At 68.7% G+C, this 21390-nt stretch carries 20 protein-coding genes and 3 tRNA genes; 14 read left to right on the forward strand and 9 right to left on the reverse strand.

The annotated features are described in order from the left end of the window. Positions 1–16 precede the first annotated feature (16 nt). On the forward strand, positions 17–1654 hold the full coding sequence (locus tag KF684_00505; protein ID MBX3351389.1) for an NADH-quinone oxidoreductase subunit M: 1638 nt from the start codon (positions 17–19) through the stop codon (positions 1652–1654). Next, positions 1651–3255: an NADH-quinone oxidoreductase subunit N gene (locus tag KF684_00510; protein ID MBX3351390.1), complete on the forward strand. Its 1605-nt coding sequence runs from the start codon at positions 1651–1653 to the stop codon at positions 3253–3255. Before KF684_00505 ends, KF684_00510 begins: the two co-directional genes overlap by 4 nt. Before the next feature lie 36 nt (positions 3256–3291). Here the strand turns inward: KF684_00510 and KF684_00515 are convergent, their stop codons facing one another. Continuing rightward, on the reverse strand, positions 3292–4260 hold the full coding sequence (locus KF684_00515; protein MBX3351391.1) for a hypothetical protein: 969 nt from the start codon (positions 4258–4260) through the stop codon (positions 3292–3294). Positions 4261–4439: 179 nt separating this feature from the next. Between KF684_00515 and pheA the strand changes: the two genes are divergently transcribed. Then, positions 4440–5540 (forward strand): chorismate mutase, encoded by a 1101-nt coding sequence (gene pheA / locus KF684_00520; protein ID MBX3351392.1) that lies wholly within the window; start codon positions 4440–4442, stop codon positions 5538–5540. Between the two features lie 61 nt (positions 5541–5601). Here the strand turns inward: pheA and KF684_00525 are convergent, their stop codons facing one another. After that, positions 5602–5916 (reverse strand): DUF3467 domain-containing protein, encoded by a 315-nt coding sequence (locus KF684_00525; protein ID MBX3351393.1) that lies wholly within the window; start codon positions 5914–5916, stop codon positions 5602–5604. A 227-nt stretch (positions 5917–6143) separates the two neighbouring features. Here KF684_00525 and KF684_00530 point away from each other — a divergent pair. From KF684_00530 to KF684_00545, 4 genes are all read left to right on the forward strand, one after another. Then, positions 6144–6217 (forward strand) — tRNA-Val (locus tag KF684_00530). Between the two features lie 63 nt (positions 6218–6280). Continuing rightward, complete coding sequence (gene rarD, locus KF684_00535) at positions 6281–7342, forward strand: EamA family transporter RarD (GenBank protein ID MBX3351394.1); 1062 nt, start codon at positions 6281–6283, stop codon at positions 7340–7342. Positions 7343–7421: 79 nt separating this feature from the next. Continuing rightward, entirely contained in the window at positions 7422–8366 is a 945-nt protein-coding gene (locus KF684_00540; GenBank protein ID MBX3351395.1) for a DUF1570 domain-containing protein, read from the forward strand. A gap of 41 nt (positions 8367–8407) precedes the next feature. After that, positions 8408–8480 (forward strand) — tRNA-Thr (locus KF684_00545). Here KF684_00545 and KF684_00550 read toward each other — a convergent pair. From KF684_00550 to KF684_00560, 3 genes are all read right to left on the reverse strand, one after another. Further along, a complete protein-coding gene (locus tag KF684_00550; GenBank protein MBX3351396.1) occupies positions 8472–8942 on the reverse strand; it encodes a carboxymuconolactone decarboxylase family protein in 471 nt (156 codons plus the stop codon). The genes KF684_00545 and KF684_00550 overlap by 9 nt on opposite strands. Positions 8943–8977: 35 nt before the next feature. After that, positions 8978–9886, reverse strand: a complete 909-nt coding sequence (locus KF684_00555) for a polyphosphate kinase 2 family protein (GenBank protein ID MBX3351397.1) — start codon at positions 9884–9886, stop codon at positions 8978–8980. Between the two features lie 145 nt (positions 9887–10031). Beyond that, positions 10032–10409 carry a hypothetical protein gene (locus KF684_00560; protein MBX3351398.1) on the reverse strand — a complete coding sequence of 126 codons (378 nt, stop codon included), beginning with the start codon at positions 10407–10409 and terminating at the stop codon, positions 10032–10034. A gap of 341 nt (positions 10410–10750) precedes the next feature. Here KF684_00560 and KF684_00565 point away from each other — a divergent pair. Together KF684_00565 and KF684_00570 are read left to right on the forward strand one after the other, a co-directional pair. Continuing rightward, positions 10751–10834: transfer RNA gene (locus KF684_00565), tRNA-Tyr, on the forward strand. Between the two features lie 90 nt (positions 10835–10924). After that, positions 10925–11722: a hypothetical protein gene (locus KF684_00570; protein MBX3351399.1), complete on the forward strand. Its 798-nt coding sequence runs from the start codon at positions 10925–10927 to the stop codon at positions 11720–11722. Here KF684_00570 and KF684_00575 read toward each other — a convergent pair. Both KF684_00575 and KF684_00580 read right to left on the reverse strand, forming a co-directional pair. Further along, entirely contained in the window at positions 11714–12253 is a 540-nt protein-coding gene (locus KF684_00575; GenBank protein ID MBX3351400.1) for a methylated-DNA--[protein]-cysteine S-methyltransferase, read from the reverse strand. The two genes, KF684_00570 and KF684_00575, sit on opposite strands and share 9 nt — an antisense overlap. Positions 12254–12352: 99 nt before the next feature. Further along, positions 12353–12883 carry a hypothetical protein gene (locus KF684_00580; GenBank protein MBX3351401.1) on the reverse strand — a complete coding sequence of 177 codons (531 nt, stop codon included), beginning with the start codon at positions 12881–12883 and terminating at the stop codon, positions 12353–12355. A 51-nt stretch (positions 12884–12934) separates the two neighbouring features. Here KF684_00580 and KF684_00585 point away from each other — a divergent pair, with 51 nt between their 5' ends. Next, positions 12935–14224, forward strand: coding sequence for an NAD(P)/FAD-dependent oxidoreductase (locus KF684_00585; GenBank protein ID MBX3351402.1), 1290 nt, complete (start codon positions 12935–12937; stop codon positions 14222–14224). 10 nt (positions 14225–14234) lie between these two features. Here the strand turns inward: KF684_00585 and KF684_00590 are convergent, their stop codons facing one another. Together KF684_00590 and KF684_00595 are read right to left on the reverse strand one after the other, a co-directional pair. Beyond that, entirely contained in the window at positions 14235–14696 is a 462-nt protein-coding gene (locus KF684_00590) for a hypothetical protein (GenBank protein ID MBX3351403.1), read from the reverse strand. 150 nt (positions 14697–14846) lie between these two features. Then, positions 14847–16694, reverse strand: coding sequence for a proline--tRNA ligase (locus tag KF684_00595; protein ID MBX3351404.1), 1848 nt, complete (start codon positions 16692–16694; stop codon positions 14847–14849). Positions 16695–16853: 159 nt separating this feature from the next. On the opposite strand from KF684_00595, the gene KF684_00600 reads away from it, so the two are divergent. The 4 genes from KF684_00600 (at position 16854) to KF684_00615 (ending at position 21380) form a co-directional block, all read left to right on the forward strand. After that, a complete protein-coding gene (locus tag KF684_00600; protein ID MBX3351405.1) occupies positions 16854–17465 on the forward strand; it encodes a proprotein convertase P-domain-containing protein in 612 nt (203 codons plus the stop codon). Positions 17466–17911: 446 nt separating this feature from the next. After that, a complete protein-coding gene (locus KF684_00605; GenBank protein ID MBX3351406.1) occupies positions 17912–18493 on the forward strand; it encodes a proprotein convertase P-domain-containing protein in 582 nt (193 codons plus the stop codon). 358 nt (positions 18494–18851) lie between these two features. Continuing rightward, complete coding sequence (locus KF684_00610) at positions 18852–19466, forward strand: hypothetical protein (protein ID MBX3351407.1); 615 nt, start codon at positions 18852–18854, stop codon at positions 19464–19466. Between the two features lie 171 nt (positions 19467–19637). Continuing rightward, positions 19638–21380: a tryptophan 7-halogenase gene (locus tag KF684_00615; protein MBX3351408.1), complete on the forward strand. Its 1743-nt coding sequence runs from the start codon at positions 19638–19640 to the stop codon at positions 21378–21380. Positions 21381–21390: the final 10 nt, after the last annotated feature.

Here is a 21390-nt window from a genome sequence, read left to right on the forward strand (position 1 = left end):
TCCCCGAAGCGAACCCATGCTGACGATCCTGCTGGTCATCCCGATCCTGCTCGCCCTGGCGATCGCCGTCGCGCCGGCGCGCCTGGCCAAGCCGATCGCGTCGTTCGGGTCGCTCGCGTTCTTCGTGATGACGATGATCGCCGGGTTCGGATTCGACTGGGCGCGGTCGGCTGACTTCCAGCTCGCGCAATCGGTGGCGATCACCGACGGGCTGACGATGTCGCTCGCCGTCGACAGCGTGTCGATGCTGCTGATCCTGCTCACGGGCATCCTGGCGCCTCTGTGCGTCTTCGGCTCGTTCGCGTCGATCAAGACTCGCCCCAAGACCTACTACGCTTGGCTCATCGCGCTGCAGGCGCCGATCATCGGCGCGTTCGCGGCCCGCGACATCGTCACCTTCTATGTCGCTTTCGAGTTCACGCTCGCCCCGCTCTTCGTGCTCATCATGCTGTTCGGCAGCACGAACCGTCGCAAGGCGGCGATCAAGTTCTTCCTCTACACCTTCGTCGGCTCGCTGATGACCCTCGTCGGCCTGCTGTATGTGATGTGGTTCAACGCGACGCAGATGCCCGCCGGCGCCTTCGAGGGCGCGGGCGAGTGGTCGTTCATGATCGCGACGCTTCAGCATGCCTCGGTGCAGATGTCCGGGTCGCAGCAGGCGTGGGTGATGCTCGCGCTGATGGCGGGCTTCGCGGTCAAGACGCCGATGTTCCCGGTGCACACCTGGCTGCCCCTGGCGCACACCGAGGCGCCGACCGCCGGCTCGGTCGTGCTCGCGGGCGTGCTGCTGAAACTGGGCACCTACGGGCTCTATCGCTTCGTGCTGCCCTTCGTGCCCGACGCGGTGATGGAATACGCCCACCTCGTCGCGGTGCTCGCGATCATCGGCATCGTCTACGCCGGCCTGATCTGCTGGGTGCAGCGCGACGTCAAGAAGCTGATCGCGTACTCGTCGGTCAGCCACCTGGGCTTCTGCGTGCTCGCGCTCTTCGCGCTCAACGAGGTCGGCCAGGCGGGCTCGGTCCTCTACATGATCAACCACGGCCTCTCGACCGGCGCGCTGTTCTTCTGCATCGGGTTCATGTACGACCGCCTGCACACCCGCTCGATGGACGAGCTGGGCGGGCTCGCGAAGTCGATGCCCATCTGGGCGTTCTTCATGGTCTTCTTCACGATGGCGTCGGTGGGCCTGCCCGGGCTCAACGGCTTCGTGAGCGAGATCATGTGCGTCATGGCCGCGTTCCAGAGCGGCGCGACCTGGGGCGTGGGCGGGACCGCCGGCCCGCTGGGTCCGTGGTACGCCGTCATCGCCGGCACGGGCATGATCGTTGCGGCGATCTATCTGCTGTACATGGTCGGATCGGTCGTGTTCGGCCCGTCGAAGTCGCCCCACGATCACCACCACGGGGCGCACGACGAGGGCGACCTGCCCAAGGACCTCACGGCGCGCGAGGTGACGATCCTCGCGACGCTCGCGTTCCTGTGCATCTGGCTCGGTCTGTACCCCAAGCCCGTGCTCCGCGCCCTCGAGGGCCCGGCCGCGGCGAACGTCGCGCTGATCGATCAGGCCCGCGCCCAGCGCGCGCTGGCCGAGGTCCCTGCGCTCGTCCCGGCGCGTGAGTCGGTGGTCGTGATCGAGGAGTCGCGTCCGTGACCGAGAAACTCGCCCTGCTCCACCCCGAGATCCTGCTCTTCGCCGCGGCGTGCGTGGTGATGGTGATCGGGCTGTCCAAGAACGCCTCGACGCGCCGGCTCGCGTCGCTCATCACCGGCGCCGCCCTGATCGGCGCGTTCGTGCTGTCGTTCTGGTCGCCCTCGGCAGGGGGGATGTTCCCCTCGCTCCTGCCCTACGCGAAGGCGACGATCGCCGGCGTCTCGTTCCTGCTCATGCTCACGCTCGTGGGAGTGGTGGACCGGGACTACGAGACGCTCGCGCTCAAGACGGGCCGCTTCGACCCCATCCGCTCGACGCGGGGCGAGTTCTTCGCGTTCTACCTCTTCAGCGTCATGGGCGTGATGCTCTGCGCGAGCGCCGACGACCTGATCTGGCTCTTCCTCGCGCTCGAGCTGACTTCGCTGCCTACCTACATCATGGTCGCGATGAGCTCCTCGAAGCTCCGCGCCCAGGAGGCGGGCGTCAAGTACTTCTTCCTCGGCGCCTTTGGGGCGGCGACCTTCCTGTACGGCTTCGCGATGCTCTACGGCGCCACCGGCACGACGATGCTGCCCGAGATGCAGGCGATGTTCGCCAACGCGCAGGCTTCGGGCGATGGCCTGCCCACGCTGGCTGTCATGGGTCTGGTGCTGTCGGTGATCGGCATCGCGTTCAAGATCGCCGCCGTCCCGATGCACTTCTACACGGCCGATGTGTACCAGGGCGCCGCGGCGCCGGTGACCGGGTATCTGGCGTTCGCGCCCAAGACCGCCGGCTTCCTCGCGCTGCTCGTGCTGCTCTCGACCGTCGGGTGGGGCTGGACCGCGAGCGTCGAATCGATCTCGACCGGCGGGCTTCCCGACGCTGTCCGCGTGGTCGTGTGGGCGATGGCCGCCCTGACCATGACGGTCGGCAACGTGCTCGCGCTGCTGCAGACCAGCGTGAAGCGCATGCTTGCGTATTCCTCGATCGCGCACAGCGGCTACATCCTCGTCGGGCTCATCGCGGGCCCGGGCGACGGGGGGAGCATCTGGTCCAACGGGCTGGCGGCGGTGCTGTTCTATCTGCTCGTCTACGGCGTCACGAACGCGGGGGCGTTCGCCGTCCTGGCCAGTCTCGAGCGGCGCGAAGGGCGCTCGGGCGACCCGACCGACCGCGAGGTCGACTCGATCAATGATCTCAAGGGCATGTGGTCCACCAACCCGCTGCTGTGCGCCGCGTGGGTGGTGTGCATCGCGTCGCTCATGGGCTTCCCGCCCCTGCTGGGCTTCTGGCCCAAGCTGCACCTGTTCTTCGCGTCCATCAGCGCCGGAGAGGTCACGCTGGCGGTCATCCTCGCGGTGAACTCGGCGATCGCGGCGTTCTATTACCTGCGCATGATCATCGCGGCGTGCATCGATCGCGCCGACGAGACGACCTCGCGCAAGGAACTGAGCGAGTACCTGACGCGCCCCCTCGCGGCGTTCGTCTCGGCGGCGCTGGTCATCGCGATGATCTTCTCGTTCGGGGCGCTGCAGAAGGCCAGCCGCAACGCGGTCCAGCAGGGCGAGGTCGTCGCGACGCCGGCGAAGAACGCCGACATGGTCGACGCGCAGCGCTGATCCCGGGTTGCTCGCACAACTTGCTGCGGGAGTTGTTCAGGCGCCCTCGGCGGCGACGGGTTCGGGCTTCCTGCGTTTGCGCCGCGGGCCAGCCTGAAGCAGCACGCCCAGGAACGCGACCGAGAGCCAGATCGCGGCCCACGCGATGGGCGAGCCGGGCATCTTGTCGGCCCACTCGGGTCGCATCGCGACCGCGAGGTGCGAGCCGGCGCCCAGCAGCAGGGCAGCGCCCAGGCCCGCGGTCAGCACCGCCATCGCGACGGTCGGGAAGATGCCCCCGATGAGCAGCCCGGCGATCGCGCCTATCACGCTCGCGAGCAGGAGCGTGTTCTGTTCACGCGGGTCGAGTTCGTCCCAGATCTCTTCGCCGCCCTCCGCGGCGTCGGCGAGGAACCCGGTGATCCACGCGCCGGCGCGCGACAACACGCCGCGCGCGACGGATTCGTCCTCGGCGTCCGGGGCGGCGGGCGCCGGGGTGTCGTCGGTGAGCGAGCGCGGCGTGAAGAGGCCGTCGTCGCGATCGGCTGCGGCGGTCTCCTTCTCGCCCTTGGTCGCGTCGCGCACGGCGTCGACGAAGGCCTGCGCCCGATCGGCGAGATCGTAATCGAGCACGACGGCGGCGCCGGTGGGGGCGGCCAGCGCGAGAAACGCGGCGAGCAGGGCGGCGGACGCGAACCGAAACAGCGCGTAGCCGAGCATCGCGCCCGAGACGACGCCGAACGCCATGCCGATCCAGGGACCGACGCCAGGGTCCACGATGTGCCCGAGCGAATACCCGGCGTACGCGCCCGTCGCGCTGGCGACCAGGACCACCGAGGGGCGCACGAATCGACCGCCCAGCGTCCACAGCGCCAGCCCGAGCGCCACCAGACCGGCGAGCGCGAGGACCGTGATCCAGCCCTGGGCCGCGTCGGCCTGCTCCGAGAGGTCGCGCAACCCGGCCAGCGCGCTCGACGCGAGCGTGAAGGGGATCGCCGGGATGACTTCTGCGATCGGGGTGTGCATGATCGAACCGTCGCCGGCGTTGTTGCGAACCGCGGCCCGCGCCTTTCACGCCTCCCCCAATTATCGGCCCGGTGGACCCGCGGCGACAGTCAACCGATGAAGAGAGTCCAGTGAGCACCACCCCCGACGAGCACCATCCCGGCCAGACGCCGAATCCGCCCCCGCCCTCCGAGGCGCCCCTGGCCTCGCTCGACGAGCTGCGCCGGCGCATCGACGAGATCGACTCGGCGCTGATCCGCCTGCTCAACGACCGGGCCCGCGTCGTCGTCGAGGTCGGGCGATACAAGCGCGACACCGGCACACCGATCTACGCGCCTCATCGCGAGTCGGCTGTCCTGAAGAAGGTCCTCGCCATGAACCCGGGCCCGCTGCCGGCGCGCACCGTCGAGGCGATCTATCGGGAACTCATGAGCGGCAGTTTCCTCCTGGAGCGACCATTGCGCATCGCCTACCTCGGCCCGGCCGGAAGCTATTCGCACCAGGCGGCGACGGCGCACTTCGGCTCGTCCGTCGAGTTCGTCGACGTGCAGGACATCGCAGGCGTCTTCGGAGAGGTCGCGCGAGGCCACGCCGACTACGGGCTCGTCCCGATCGAGAACACGGTGGGGGGGGGCATCGTCGAAACGCTCGACGCGTTCCGCGACTGCAAGCCCGGCGATGTCACGGTCTACGCCGAGGCGATGCTGCGCGTGCGCCACAACCTGCTCGCCGGGACACCGGCGGCGAAGGTGACGCGCGTCTTCTCGAAGCCCGAGGTCTTCACGCAGTGCCGCGCCTGGCTCACGCGCAACCTCCCCAAAGCCGAACTCGTGGCGTCGCCCAGCAGCAGCAGGGCGGTGCAGCTGGCGCGAGAGCTGCTCGACGCCGACCCGGACTGCGGCGCGGCGGCCATCGCGTCGCTGCTGGCCGGCAAGCTGTACGGGCTGCACCCGCTCTACGAATCGATCGAGGACAACCCCAACAATGTGACCCGCTTCCTCGTGCTCGCGAAGCAGGAAGCCCTCCCCAGCGGCGACGACAAGACCAGCGCCGTATTCCAGACCGCCGACAAGCCCGGCGCGCTCGCGCACGTGCTCGTCGCGTTCGAGCGCTGCGGCGTCAACCTCACGCACATCGACCGTCGCCCGAGCGGGCGCGAGAACTGGGCCCACGTGTTCTACATCGAAGCGCAGGGCCACCGCGCCGACGAGAAACTCGCGAAGGCGCTGCACGAGGCCGCCTCGCACTGCATCGAGCTGCGCGTGCTCGGCAGCTACCCGCGCGCCACTCGCCTACTCTGAAAACGACAGCGCGAGCGCCTGGGGCGCCCGCGCTGGGTGGTCGTCGGTTGTCGAGACGCGATCAGCCCTGCTGGGCGATCTGCTGACGCTCGAGCTCGATCTCGCCGAAGGCCTTCTCGTACTGGCCGATGATCTGGTTCAGCGACATCGCCAGACGCTTCGCGCCCTGCCAGTTCATCACCACGCGAGAGCCGACCGCGAAGGTCATCGCGGGCTGGTTGTTCTGCGCAGGCATCGGCATGTTCAGGCCGAAATCCAGGACGACCTCGTCGGGCGTGGTCGCCGTCCGGATCGTGTTCGCGTAGGTGGTGGTCATGCGGCTCTCGTCGATGCGGAGCTGCACCTGACGGCCCTGCTGAGCGCCCTGCTCTGACATGGGAAGTATCCTTCGAAGGGGTCGTGCGTTGACTCGAAAGCCGGGCGTCTGCCGCGGCGGACACACCCGCCCGGGACTCGGCCCGGCCGGGGCCGGGATTGTGCGCACCGGCCCACGCGTATTCAAGCCGACGCGCGACGAATCTCGGACGAGGACCCACTTCTTCTCCCCCTGTACGGCAACGGGTAGCCGAACGCTCCCGACCGGGTATACTTGCCCCAATAGCAGGGCGATTGGCGCAGTTGGCTAGCGCGCCAGTATGACACACTGGAGGTCACTGGTTCGAGCCCAGTATCGCCCACTTGCTCAAGGCCGCGGCGGCTTCGCCGCGGCCTTTTTTCGTGCCTCCCCACGCGGAACACCCGTGAACACCCAGGCATCCAGCTCGCCGGCCCACACCCCGGTCGGCGCACCCGCCGAAGCGTCCGGCGCCTCCCTCGGGGGCGCCGCCGAACCCGCCCCCGACGCCCCGACCCTCGCCGAGGTCGCCGCTCGCGCGCGCGGCGTCGGGCTCGCCTACGGACTCGGGGCCTATCTCTGGTGGGGGCTCGTCCCGATCTACTTCAAAGCCGTCGCCACGCTCCACCTGCGCGACGACATGCTCCCTCGCGCCGTCTCGCCCTACGAGCTCCTCTCCCATCGCATCATCTGGGGCGTCCCGCTCCTGCTCGTCCTCATCGCGATCAAGCGCCGCTGGCGAGAGGTCCTCGCCGCGTTCACCTCGCCGGTGGTCCTGCCCACGCTCGCGCTCTCCGCGACGCTGGTCGCCCTCAACTGGCTGATGTACATCTGGGCCGTCACCAACGACCGCATCGTCGAGGCGAGTCTCGGATACTTCATCAACCCGCTCGTCAATGTCGCCTTCGGCGTGCTGTTCTTCAAGGACCGCATGACCCGCGCGCAGGTGGGGGGGCTCGCCCTCGCCGGCGCCGGCGTGCTCTACCTCACGATCGCCGAGGGAAGGCCGCCCTGGATCTCGCTCGGGCTCGCCTTCAGCTTCGCGCTCTACGCGCTCATCCGCAAACGCACCAGCGCCAAGCCCATCCCCGGCCTGCTCGTCGAGACGCTCCTCCTCCTGCCCGTCGCCGCCGGATACCTCCTCTGGCTCCACGCTCGCGGCGGCAGCTCCTTCGCCGCCGGAAGCTGGCGCGCCGACATCTTCCTCATCGCCGCAGGCGCCGTCACCATCATCCCCCTCGTCTGGTTCGTCGAGGCGGCCAAGCGCCTCACCCTCAGCACGATGGGCTTCCTCCAGTACCTCTCGCCCAGCATGCAGTTCGTCCTCGGCGTGCTCGTCTTCGGCGAGGCCTTCTCCCTCGACCGCGCCATCGCCTTCGCGTGCATCTGGACCGCCCTCGCGATCTACTCGACCTCCCTCGTGCGCCAGTCGCGCCAGCGCAGACGCGAGCGCGCCGGGGCCGCATAAACCCCCCAGACGGAACCGGCGCGTCCGAGAACGACGCCCGCCGCCGACCCGGCGCTCGCATCGCGACGATCTCTCGTGTGTGCGTCTGCGCTGGTGCCAGGTCAGCCCGTTGATCGTCCCCGCCCTCGGCGCGTCCGTCGTGGGCGTCGCTGTCTGGACGCGCGAGCCCGGACCGGTCTCCGGGGCCGAAGGCGCGCCCCAGGCCGCCAGGCCCGCCGCCGTCTACGCGCCCTCGACGCGATTCCCTGTCGCCCTGCGCACCGAACGGTTCCTCCTCCTCAGCGACGCGGACCCCTCGTGGGTGCGCGAGCAGGCGGAGTGGCTCGAGCAGGTCGCGAGCGTCTTCGAGCGCGAGATGACCACGCTGGGCTTCACCACCCAGCGCCCCGCCTCGCCCCTGCGCGTCATGCTCTTCGCGTCGCGCGACGACTTCATCCGCTTCGCGCGCGAGATCGACGCCGTCGACGCGCGATGGATGGGCGGGTACTACGAGCCGGCGCGCAACCGCGTCGTCGCGTACGACGACCGATCGAGCGACTCCTTCCTCCGTGCCGCGGCACACCACGCGTCGCACGCCCGCGAGCACGCGCGCCGGGCCACCCGCGCGAAACTCGCCCACGAGGCGGCGCACCTCCTCGCCTTCAACACCGGCGTGCAGTCACGCGCCGTCGCGTACCCCGAGTGGTTCACCGAGGGGCTGGCCGAGCGCGTCGCGCGGGCCGCGATGGGGCACACCACCCCCGACGCGCCGACCACGCTGTCGTGCGCAGGCCCGCACCTGGCCGCGACCAGCGCCCACCAGAACCCCGACGGGCTGGCGTCGTCGCTGCGCACGCTGGCGGCATGGGCGATCGCCGCCGGGCGGGCCGTCGAATCCGACGACCACCACGCGCGCTACGCGCTCTGGTCGGCGGCGTTCGACGCCCTCGCCGACTCGCGCCCCGGCGCGATCGCCGAACTGGCCGCCACGCTCCGCCTCGCCGACGACCCGGCCCCGCGCGTCGCGACCGCCCCCCTGGACTGACGGGGAACGCCGGACGAAACGGGGCTATTCTGTCGGGACTGGCCGCTGTAGCTCAACTGGCAGAGCAGTGCTTTTGTAAAGCACAGGTTGCAGGTTCGATTCCTGTCAGCGGCTTTGACCGGGATCATGGCGCGGACGGGGATTCATGAAGAACGCGACCGCGAGACGGTTCCAGGAGTTCATCGCGATGACAGCCCAGGTCATCGCCGCGATCTGACTCTCGCTGAAACGGGCCGACAGCGCGTCGAAGTGATCCTGCGGGACGCCGCCGCTTTCGATGCGCGTGACGCTCTCGGCCCACTCGAGCGCGGCGCGTTCGGCGTCGCTGAAGAGCAGCGGGGCTTCCTTCCACGCAGGCAGGACATCGAGCACCTGTTGGGGCACGCCCCGGTCACGCGCTTCGCGCGCGTGGATATCGAGACAGAACGCGCAGCCGTTCATCTGGCTCACTCGCATCTCGATGAGCGATCGCAGCCGCGGGTCGATGTCCGCCGCGTCCAGCCACGCGTTGATCGCTCGGAGCGAGGCGAACGGCTCGGGCGCGACTTTCGGGTAGTTCATCCGTGCGTGGGCCATGGGCAGCATCTCCTCTGACGAAGATCGTTCCGCGCTCAGCCCTCCTCGGCAAGCAACTCCCGCCGCGCCTCCGCCAGCTCCTCGCGTTTGGCCGCGCTCACCGCCGGGTACTCCAGATCGAGCGAAGCCATCGCCTCGAGGATCGCGGCGCCGACCACGATGCGCGTGAACCACTTGTTGTCCGCCGGGACCACCCACCAGGGCGCGTGCCTGGTCGCTGTGTTGCGGATCGCGTCCTCGTAGGCGTGCATGTAGCGGTCCCAGTGCACGCGCTCGGTCGCGTCGCTGATCGAGAACTTCCAGTTCTTCTCGGGGCGGTCGATGCGCTCGAGGAACCGTCGCTTCTGCTCCTCCCTGGAGAGGTTCAGATAGAACTTCAGCACGATCGTGCCGTTGTTGTGCAGGTAGCGCTCGAAGTGGCGGATCTCGCGGAAGCGGCTGCGCCAGATGTCCTCGGTCACGAGCGAGTGGGGGAGTTTCTGGCGGTGCAGGATCTCCTCGTGCACGCGCGCGATCAGGACATCCTCGTAGTACGAGCGGTTGAAGATGCCGATCTGCCCGCGCGAGGGGAGCCGCTTCACGCAGCGCCAGAGGTAGTCGTGGTCGAGCTCCTCTTCCGAGGGCGCCTTGAAGGGCGTCACATGACAGCCCTGCGGGTTGACGCCCGACATGACATGCTTGATCGCGCCGTCTTTGCCGGCCGCGTCCATCGCCTGGAAGATCAGCAGGATGGACCAGCGATCGTCCGCGTAGAGCTTGTCCTGCAGCTTCGCGAGCCACTCGATGCCGGCGCTGAGCGCTTCCTTGGCGCGGGGCTTGTCCTCGGAACTGAGCCACGCGGTGTCGCCCGGGTCGGTGTCTTTGAGGCGGAACCCATCGCCCTTCGTCACGCGGTAGAGGCGTGCAAACTGTCGCGCGGCCTTGCGTGCGTCTCCGAGTTCCATGCGTCCGTCTCCTGGCGAGTCTGCCGCGGGCCACTGTACCACGACAACCCGTCGGCGCAGGAAAACACCGGAGACGCGTGGTGTGCGTCGTCCGGCGTTCGGAGCGTGGGACTGCAGATGGGCAGGGGGGGGCTGAGCCCGGGGCTCAGCTGACGGGCTGGACGCGTACCTCGACGAGGTCGCTCGCGACGACCTGGCCGTCGACCATGAGCTGGGCGCGCACGGTGTAGGTGCCGACCTCCTTGAACTGCACGCGTGCGACGCGCCCGTCCTGCTCGGTCTTGAGGTCGCCCGCGGTGCTGTTCCACTCGATCTTCGCGTCGCGACCGTAGGTGTCGACGGTGCGCGCGATGATCGTCACGGTCTCGCCGGCGAGCACGCGGCCAGAGGACGCGTCGAGGGTCAGGTTGGCGTTGTTCGTGGTGTACATCGCGCGCCGGTTGCTCGAGCTTTCGCACCCGATCATCGGGGCAGCGGCGAGCAGCGGCAGGGCGGCAAGGGCGGCGAGTGCTTTGAGGTTCATACTCTTTCTCCTGTGGTGATCGTGTGAAGCGTCGAAGAGAAGATCGCTGTTGGTTACATGAGCATCCGCCGCGGGTCTTACCCGACGCTGAAGGGCGGATGAGAATCGCAAAATGTCGGCGTATGACGGCGCGGCGGCTCTGACGTTGGGTGTGGCCGAACACCTTGAGCGTGCGGTCGGCGGACACGGGCGTGCCTGCGCTGGCCCAGCCGCCCGGTGGGGGGGCGTGGCGGGGCTCGGAGGGCTGCCGCGGCGTCGCGTCGACGCTTGAAGGGCGGTGGGGGAGGCGCATACCCTCGCTCTCCCCCGACGCCCAAGGCCCGGGGGCCGAAACCCCTGTGGGGGGTGTGCCAGAGTGGCCAATTGGGGCGGACTGTAAATCCGCTGGCTTAACGCCTACACAGGTTCGAATCCTGTCGCCCCCACTTCCGATCCGGCCTCGCGCTCGCGCGAGGCCGCGTTCGTTTTGCGAGGACTCTTCGCATCCGGGCGCCCGGCTGTCCGATAGCATCGGCATGCCACGGGCGACACGCACAACCGGCTTCACGCTGATTGAGCTCATGGTGGTGATCGGCGTCGTCGTCGCGCTGCTGGCCCTGCTCGTGCCCTCGGTGTCGCACGCCGTCGAACGGGCGCGCGTCGCGAAGGGGGCCTCGCAGCTCCGGGCCGGCGCCGTCGCGTCAATCCAGCACGCCCGCGACCAGCGAGAGCGCCTGCCCCAGGTCTGGACCAGCATCGGCCCGAACGCCATCGTCCAGAGCGTGTTCGCCTTCGCCGGCTCGCGAGGGACCCTCGACGAGCTCGACCTTCGCGAGCGCGGCGCCGACGCGCGCCCGCTCAACAGATACCTCGGCGACTTCGACGCCGACTCGGTCGTCGAGGTGATGCGCGACCCGCTCGACCGCGGCGCGCGCGAGGCGCTGCCCCTTATCCGCGGCGTGGCGACGCGGAGCATGTTCGAACTGGTGGGCACGAGCTACATCCTCAACACCCATGCGCTCGACGAGGTGCCTTGCCCGTACGCGCCCACGCTGCGCACGCTGACGCCCGGCCGCGACGAACCGATGCCCCCGATCGCTTCGCCCGCGCGGACCTGGCTGATCGCCGACCACGCGATCTACAACCACGACGGCGGGGCGGACGCCGGGTACCTCTGGCGACGCCACGGGCGCCTCGTCGCGAACATCGCCTTCACCGACGGGCATGTGCAAACCGACACGCCCATCCCGCCCGGCGCGGTCAACGAGACCGAGGCGTATTCGTTCTATCCGTCCCCGGGCTGGGCCTCCGAGCGACGCGACGCCTCACGCTGACGCGAACAGCCCGCTCGCGCGCGACTCTCGATCGAGCAGCTCGCGCTTGATGCCCACGCCCCAGCGATAGCCGGTCAGCGAGCCGTCGGCGCCGATGGCGCGATGGCACGGGACGACGATCGCGATGGGGTTCGCGCCGCACGCCGCGCCCACGGCCCGGGCGGCGCCGACATCCATCCCCAGCGACGACGCGATCTGCCCGTAGGTCCGCGTTTCGCCCACCGGGATCGCGCGCAGCGCGTCCCACACTCGGCGCTGGAAGTCGGTCGCCTCGGCGTAGTCGAGCGGGATGGACGAGAGGTCGACGCCCGAGGGCTGCTCAACATATCGAGCGACCGTCCCGAGGACGCCGGCGAGGAACGGGTCGTCGTCTTCCTCGGGCTTCACCCCGGGGAACCGGCTCTCCAGGTCCGCCCGGAGTGCCGCGGCGTCCGATCCGAGGGCGAGATACCGCAGTCGCCCGCCCACGGCGGCCCCCAGAACGGCCTCCGTGAGACCCCCCTGCCCGTTCTGTTCCAGTCTGGTTAACATAACATGCATTATCGGACTTTGTGTCTCGGGGTGGAAATGGGGGTGTTCGGACCGGTGGGCGCGTCGCCAAGTTGTACCACCCGCCGCAGACGCTTGCGCTCAGCGAGTCGGTCGCAGCGCCGCCCTCTGGTACCCGCTCACCGGGAACGCCCTCACCCTGATCGACTCCGGCCCTTCCCCGGCGACGCTCTCCCGCGCCGTCGCGCCGGTCCATGTGAGGATCTCGTAGCGCAGTTCCTCGCCGCGAAGTTCGTAGCGGGCGACCAGCGTGTTGCCCTGCACCTCGAAGGCGCTCACGAGCACGCCGCCCTCGAGGCGCGCGTCCAGCAGGATGCCGTTCTTCTCGTCGATGACGAAGCGTCCCGGCGCGTCGCCCGGGAGGAGTTCGTAGTCGCGGACCTGTCGCGAGGAGCCCTCGCCGTAGATGATCCGCCACGCCAGGGCGTCGCGTCCCTCGATGGGCTCAATGTCCAGCCCCATGGGGATGGTCTGGGCGGCGCCCGCGATGGTCAGCGTGCCGCGCCACTGGCCGTGCCATTCGGGGAGTCTCGGCGCCGGGTCTGTAGGCAAGGGGTTCTTGGCGCCCGCGGCGAGGAGGACGGTCGAAAGAGTCAGGATCGAGGTCAGCATGGTCACTCACGCGTTGGGTGTCGGGAAATCACGCCGCGCCTAGCGTGAGGGATGACCGGAGCGCAGGCAACCCGCGTGGTCATCCTCGGAGGGGGCTTCGGGGGTCTCTACGCCGCCAAGGCGCTGCGCCGGGCGCCGGTGCGTGTGACGCTGGTGGACCGGCGCAACCACCACACCTTCCAGCCCCTGCTGTACCAGGTCGCGACCGCCGGGTTGAGCCCTGCCGAGATCGCCCAGCCCCTGCGCGCGATCCTGGCGCGCCAGCGCAACTGCGATGTCGTGATGGGCGAGGCGACGGGCGTCGACCTGGACGCGCGTCTGGTCACGCTGCGCGAGGCCGGGGGCGAGACGGCGCAAGTCCCCTACGACTCCCTCATCGTCGCGACGGGCGCGCGCGACTCGTACTTCGGCAACGACCACTGGCGCACGCACGCGCCGTCGCTCAAGAGCATCGACGACGCGATCGCGATCCGGCGCCGCTTCCTGCTGTCGTTCGAAGAGGCGGAGAACGCCGACCGCGACGAAGACCGCGCCGCGCTGCTGACCTTCGTGATCGTGGGCGCCGGGCCGACGGGCGTGGAGCTGGCGGGGACGATGGTGGAGATCGCGCGCAAGGCGGCGCCGCGGGTCTACCGGCGCATCGCCAAGGATTCCGTGCGTGTGATCCTTCTGGAGGGGATGGACCGCGTGCTGCCTTCGATGACGCGCGAGTCGTCGGCGTCGGCGCTGCGTCAGTTGGCGCGGCTGGGCGTGGAGGTCCGGCTGAACACGCTGGCGACGAACATCGACGCGCAGGGCGTGACGCTTGCGAGCGGCGAGCGGATCGGGTCGCGCTGCGTGGTCTGGGCCGCCGGCGTGCGCGCGAGCCCGCTGATCGGGGCGCTGGGAGTCGAGACGGATAAGGCGGGCCGCGCGATCGTCGGCCCCGACTGCGCGCTGCCCGGGCGCGCCGAGGTGTTCGTGATCGGCGACGCGGCGCGGATGATCGACGCGCGCACGGGCGAGCCGACGCCCGGCGTCGCGCAGGGCGCGATGCAGAGCGGGCGCATGGTCGCGCGGATCATCGCCGACGAAGCGCGCGGGCTGTCGGGCAAGCGCCCGAGCTTTTCCTATCGCAATAAGGGCGACATGGCGACGATCGGTCGCCACGCCGCAGTCGCCGAGGTCTTCGGGCGCCGGTTCTCCGGTCACGCGGCGTGGGCGCTGTGGCTGGGCGTGCACCTGCTGTTCCTGATCGGGTTCAGGAACAAGCTGATCGTGCTGATCCAGTGGGCGTGGTCGTATGTGTTCTACAAGCGCGGCGCGGCTCTGATCACGGGCGAGCAGCGCGCCGTCGAATGATCGGGGCGCGTCAGACCTGCGCGATCGCGATCGTGCGCACCAGATTGAACCGGCGCGCCGCCCACCCGCCGACGAGCAGCAGCAGGCCGATGACCGCGGCGAAGGCGTAGATCTCGTGGGGCAGGTGCGCGATGTACGCCGCCATCCCGGCCAGGAGCAGCAGCCCCCCCACCACCTTCGCCTGCTTGCAGCGCCGGCAGGTGACCCAGTGCGGCAGCACGAGCGCCGGCTCGGCGAGCTCGACCGCTTCCTGCAGCTCCGACGTGACCACCGGCGAGGTCGGATCGGTGAAGTTGATCGGCCCGAGGATGGACCCATCGTCCTCGACAGGGTCTTCCGGGCGGACGGCGTCGATCTTCAGCCCGCGCTTGAGCGCGAGAACCTCGGCGTGCGCCTTGCAGGTCGCTTCGAGGGTCAGCGTCTCGCTCTCCCCGGTTTCGTGACTGGTGCCTTCGACGATCCAATACGGCATACGGCGTCCTCCGGTCGACGAGACGCGTATGCACGCCCGCCGAGTAGTCAGTTCAGACTACCACAAACCGTACCACCGTGATCGGAGAAACCGCGAAAAATATCCAAAAAGAAGCAACCTGCTCCCGGGACCCGGGGCAGTCCCCGGGTTTTAGCCCGCCGCGGCGGCCGCGCACTTCGACACGATCTCGCCCAGCGGGACCGTCTCGCCCTTCCCGGCGTCGGTGCGCAATTTGAACTCGATGGCGTCCTGCTCCAGCGCCTTGTCGCCCAGCGTCAGCCGGATGGGCACGCCGATCAGGTCGGCGTCCTTGAACTTCACGCCCGGGCGCTCGTCCCGGTCGTCGATCAGGACATCCAGCCCGGCGCCGGACAACTGTTTCGCCAGGTCGTCGGCCACCTGCATGGCGCGCGAGCCGGGCTCGGGCTTCATGACGGTGATGACGATGTGGTACGGCGCGATCGCCATGGGCCACACGATGCCGTGCTCGTCGTTGCGCCCTTCGACGCACGCGGCCATGGTGCGCGACACCCCGATGCCGTAGCAGCCCATGATGACGCTGCGGCGCTGCTGGTCGGCGCCCAGGATCTGGAAGCCCATCGCGTCGGAGTACTTCGTGCCCAGCTTGAAGATGTGCCCGACCTCGATGCCCTTCTTCGCTTCGAGCACCGCGCCCTTGGCGCGCGGCGAGGGGTCGCCGGGGATCGCGTTGCGGATGTCGGCGACGCGCACCTTCGACGAGTCCTTCAGGACATCGCCCATCTCGCGCGACCAGTTGAAGTGCTTGACGTGGTGGTCGGCCTCGTCCGCGCCGGTCGCCCAGAACATCGGCTTGCCGGTCTGCGCATTGATCGCCTGCGCCGCGTCGGGGTCGACGAAGAGGACGGCGTCCTTCACCGTCGCGACGGCGCGCGGCGAGACATAGCCGATCGCGAAGCCCGCTTCGCGTGCGGCCTTGTCGTCGGCCATCGTCACCGGGGAGCCGAGCGCGCCCTTGAGTTTGCCCTCGTTGACCTCGTGGTCGGCGCGCACGGTCGCGAGCGCCCAGCGCTTCCCCCCTGCCTTGTCGGGGTCGACGACGCTAAAGACGAGCGTCTTGAGCATGTTCTGGTGCTTGACCTTCATGAACTTGCCGACCTCGTCGATGCCGGGCAGGTTCGGGGTGTGGACCTTCTCGAGGGCGCCGCTGGGCTCGCCCTCGAAGGACCACGCGCGCTCGCCGGTCTCGCACTTCTCGACATTGGCGGCGTAGCCGGTCGCCGGGCAGATGAGGATGGTGTCCTCGCCGCTGTCGGCGTTGACCATGAACTCGTGGGACGCGCTGCCCCCGATGGGGCCGGCCTCGGCTTCGACCATCGTGAAGTCGAGCCCGCAGCGCGTGAACACATTGGTGTACGCGCGGCGCATGTCCTCGTAGATCTCGTTGAGCCCCCCCGCTCCTTCGAGGTTCATATGGAAGGAGTACGCGTCCTTCATGATGAACTCGCGGCAGCGCAGCAGGCCCGAGCGAGGGCGGAACTCGTCGCGGAACTTGGTCTGGATCTGGTACACGGTGAGCGGGAGTTGCGTGTACGAGGTGACGCCGGCCATGAGCGCGTCGGTGACGATCTCTTCGTGGGTGGGCGCGAGGGCGTTGACGCGCCCGTGCCGGTCGGTGAGCCGGAAGAGGTTGTCGCCGTAGTCGATGTCGCGCTTGGTGCCCGCGAAGAGTTCGAGGGGCTCGAGGGCGGGCATGAGCATCTCGCACGAGCCGATGGCGTCCATCTCCTCGCGGACGATCTGGCTGATCTTCTGGAGGACGCGCCAGCCCAAGGGGAGGTAGTCATAGATGCCCGCGCCGACGCGCCGGATGTACCCGCCGCGCGAGAGCAGTTTGTGGCTGATGGCCTCGGCGTCGCCCGGGGCTTCCTTGGTGGTGGGGATGTAGGTGCGCGACCAGCGGTGGACGGCGCCGAGCGAGGGGCGGGCGAGGGCTGACGGGGCGTGGGTCTGGCTCATGGGCCGGGATGGTAGGAGAGCGTCCGCGCAGCCCGGGGAAGAAACTGCCTGAAAGTCCGGATGAACGCTTGGAGGATCGGTCGCCTTCGGCCATACTGGCCTGTCGCCGCGCCTTCGTCGTTCGAGGGGGCGGGCGGCGATTCGGAGAGGAGAAACATCATGATGCAGAAGCGAAGCATCGCGGCGGCGTGCCTGGGCGCGGCTGTCGCCGCCGGGGCTGGGGCCTTCCCGATCTACGAGGGCGCCGGGTTCGCGATCCCCGACAACAACCCGCTGGGCGCGTCGAGCACGATCGTGGTCAACGACTTCAACGTCGTCGGCATGGTCCGGGTGGAACTGGTCGGGCTGACCCACACCTGGGCGGGCGATCTGACGGCAACCCTTTCCAACGGATCGGCGACGGTCGACCTGTTCCGTCGCGTGGGCTTTACCGGCACCGGGTTCGGCACGTCTGCCAATTTCGACGGGAACTACCTTTTCGAAGACGGCTACTCGACCACGCTCTGGGATGTCGTCGGGGGGCTCGGCACCAATGATGTCGTGCCAACCGGGAATTACGCCGCCAGCGGCGCGTCCGGCGCGCCGGTCTCACTTCTCACGCCGTACTGGGGGATGCCCACCGCCGGCAACTGGACGCTCACGATCACCGACGCTGCCGCGACCGATATCGGCTCCCTTGAGGGCTGGCGTCTGCAGCTGGTGATCCCGTCGCCCGGCGCTGGCGGGCTGGCGATGCTGGCCGGGATTGTCGCCGCCCGTCGGCGTCGCTGATCCCATTCTGGGTAGTTTGCATCGGTTCAGGACTTCAGACGCGGGCCGCTCCAGGGTCGTCTTCGACCTCGGTGCGGCCCGCGTTATCGCCTCGCAGGCCCCTTCGATGCCGTTTCTGGAGGGGCCGCTGGCCGCCTGGGGCGACAGGCCCCCACTTCAGGCCGATATGCTGGGCATCGGGTCGCTTTTGCGCAAAAGTTTGCCGATTCAGCCATTGCGCTCTTGCTTTCCTCGCCAGTTTCGGGCAAGATGTGATCGTTCCGGTCTGCGCTGTGCGGGCCGGGTTGGTAGGAAGAGCGTCGTCGTCTGATCTGCCGTCCGTGGGGGACACGGGCGGGTCACGGGTCGGACAAACCTATGGCGACGGTGTGTATCTGGCTTGCGACGCATCCTGCGCCGTCGGGCGACTGCGTTCATGCAAGCCGAAGAGAAGAAAGGGATTCAACATGTCGAAGTTCCTCGCTGCGTCCGCTGGCCTCGCCCTCGCGGCCTCCGCCCTCGCCGGCAACTCGTACAACGGCGCCGGGTTCGCGATTCCTGACAACGCCCCCGCCGGCGCGAACAGCGTCATCAACGTCGCCGACTCGTTCTCGATCGCGAACGTCTCCGTGACCCTCAACAACCTCACCCACACCTGGGCCGGCGACCTGATCGCCACCCTCTCCAACGGCGCGACCACCGTCACGCTGGTCAACCGCCCCGGCCAGGTCGGCGGCGCCGGCTTCGGCTCCTCGTCCGACTTCGGCGGCAACTACACCTTCGCCGACGGCGGCGCTGACCTCTCCGCCAACCTCGGCGGCGGCGGCACCTTCGTCATCCCCTCCGGCACCTACGCCCCCGTTGGCGCCCTCTCGGCGTTCAACGGCCAGAACTCCGCTGGCGCCTGGACCCTCAACATCTCCGACAACGCCGGTGGCGACCTCGGCAACCTCGGCTCCTGGACCCTCAACCTCACCGCCGTCCCGACCCCCGGCGCCGCTGCTCTGCTCGGCCTCGCTGGCGTCGCCGGCCTCCGTCGCCGCCGCTAATCGCGAACGGCTCCGGCTGATCCCCCTTCGGGGATAAACACACGAAGACACAGCCCCGGTTTCCCCAAGCCGGGGCTGTTCATTTTTGTCGGCGCAAAAAAATCTGCGTTTGGTCCTGAATACCCACTTGCAGTGAGCGGGCGGATGTGGCACAATACAGGCGAGGTCAGGCAGCAGTGTGCTGTCTGAAGAAACGCGTCATCGCTCGACACTTGGCTTGGGGCCCGTGCGGAATAAACGCGCGGGAATGGCTGGGTGGAGACTCCCCGATGACGACATCGTGTGTTTGGAGTTATGCGCTGGGTATGGCCCGGACGTCCGGCTTGTCCTGCGCATCGAGAGAAGGAAGGGATTCAACATGTCGAAGTTTATCGCAGCGTCCGCCGGTCTCGCCCTCGCCGCCATGGCCATGGCCGACGGCAACAACCAGACCATCGGCGGCGGCGCCGGGTTCGCCATCCCGGACAACGTCCCCGCCGGCGCGTCGTCCTCGATCAACACCAACGTCGGCTCGCCGTTCACGGTCGTCGGTGTTCAGTTCACCGGCCTCAGCCACACCTGGGTCGGCGACCTGATCATGACCCTCTCCGGCCCCGGCGGCGCCGGCAACTCGTTCAACTTCTTCTACCGCCCCGGCCAGACCACCCCCACCGCCGTCGGCCAGAACGGCGACTTCCTCGCCGGCAACTCGTACTCCTTCGTCGACGGCGGCCTCGCCTGGAACACCGGCGCGGTCATCCCCTCCGGCGCCTACGCCCCCATCCGCAGCCCCTTCGCCCCCGCCCAGAGCATCAACTCCTTCGCGGGCCTCAACGGCGTCGACGGCACCTGGACCCTCAACATCAGCGACAACGCCGGTCTCGACACTGGCTCCTTCCAGGGCTGGGCGCTGATCGTCAAGCCCATCCCGACCCCCGGCGCCGCCGCCCTCCTGGGCGTTGCTGGCCTCGCTGGTCTGCGTCGTCGTCGCTAATCCCGACGCCCGACCGAGATGATCCTGATCTGATCACGCAGCCCCGGTCGCAAGGCCGGGGCTGTTGTTTCCTCCCGGCGTGTCTATTCCAGACGACGCCCGACCCTTGTAATGCCCGCCGCGTGTGGTACCTTTCACCGAACTCCTGCGTCTCCAGAGGGATCCACGATCATGACCGATTCGTTCGATGTCGCCGTCATCGGGGGCGGGCCCGGGGGCTCCACCCTTGCCTGTCTTCTCAAGAAGCACAACCCGGCGCTGCGCGTGCTCGTGCTCGAGAAAGAGAAGTTCCCGCGCGACCACATCGGCGAATCGCAGCTCCCCCCCATCGGCAAGGTGCTCATCGAGATGGGCTGCTGGGACAAGGTCGAGGCCGCCGGCTTCCCCATCAAGGTCGGCGTGACCTTCACCTGGGGTAAGACGACCGACCCGTGGGACTTCCATCTCTTCCCCCTCTCGGAGATGGACACGACCAAGCCCCGCCCCCATCGCTTCGAGAACTGGCGCCAGCGCAGCTCGTTCCAGGTCGACCGCGCGATCTACGACAAGATCCTCCTCGACCACGCGCGCGAGCTCGGCTGCGACGTGCGCGAGGAGACGCGCGTCGCCTCCATCGAACGCGACGGCGATCGCGTCGTCGGCCTCACCCTCGGCTCGGGCGAGACCGTCACGGCGCGCCACTACGTCGACGCCAGCGGCAACGTCGGCATCCTCCGTCGCGCGATGGGCGTCAAGGTCGACGCCCCCACCGCCCTCCAGAACATCGCCTTCTGGGACTACTGGGAAAACCCGCGCTGGCTCGAGGTCGAGCCCGTCGGACGCACGCGCGTCCACATCCGATCGCTGCCCTACGGGTGGATGTGGTTCATCCCGGTCAGCGCGACGCGCGCCAGCGTCGGGCTCGTCACCCCGGCGAGCTATTACAAAGAGTCCGGCAAGCGACCGGCCGAGATCTTCGCCCAGGCGCTCGAGGACGAGAAGTGGGTGAAGAACGCCCTCGAGGGCGGGAGCCCTCGCGGGAAGGTCGAATCCACCACCGACTGGTCGTACGTCGTCGAACGCTGCTACGGCGAGAACTGGTTCCTCGTGGGCGAGGTCGCCGGCTTCGCCGACCCCATCCTCTCCGCCGGTATGACGCTCACGCAGACCGGCGCCCTCGAGCTCGCGTACACCATCCTCGAACTCGACCGCGCCGAGCACGACCGCGAGTGGCTGCTGGCGCGCTACGACGACCTGCAGCGCCGGCGCGTTCTCCAGCACATGCGTTTCGCCGAGTACTGGTACTCCGCCAACGGCGTGTTCGACAACATCCGCGAGAACTGCGTCAAGATCGCCGAGGAAGCGGGCCTCAAGCTCAACCCGGCCGAGGCGTTCAAGTGGCTCGCGCAGGGCGGCTTCGGCGACGACATCCCCGGCCAGGTCGGCCTCGGAGGCCTCGACATCGCCGGCGTCAAGCAGGTCATGATGCGCATCACCGGCGATCAGGCCACCTGGAAGATCAACGGCAAGAACGTCTTCAAGCTCAACCTGCAGGGCGCGAAGAAGGTCTGGATCGGGCGCCCCAACGGCATGGGGCGCATCGAGCGCGCCGAGGCGTACCTGCGAGGGCACAGCCGCCTCGAACTCATCGGCGTGCAGAAGACGCTCTTCGAGATCCTGCAAAGGCACTCTGACATCGACAAGATCCTCGAATCGCTGCGCAATCACTTCGCGATCAGCGTGCCGGCCGAGCACATCGGCGCCGCCGTCCAGCAGGCGATCCAGGTCCTCGAGGTCATGGCGACCGACTACTGGGTCCACGCGTCGGTTCGAAAGGGACGCCCGGCCCTGCAGCTCGCAACGCCCGAAGAGGGCCAGCTCATCCACACGCACGACGAGTCCGGCCTTCTGGGGCGCGTGCCCGTGAAGGCGTGAGCGTCGGGAA

It is taken from the genome of Phycisphaeraceae bacterium, assembly GCA_019636675.1.
GTDB lineage: Bacteria > Planctomycetota > Phycisphaerae > Phycisphaerales > UBA1924 > JAHBXC01.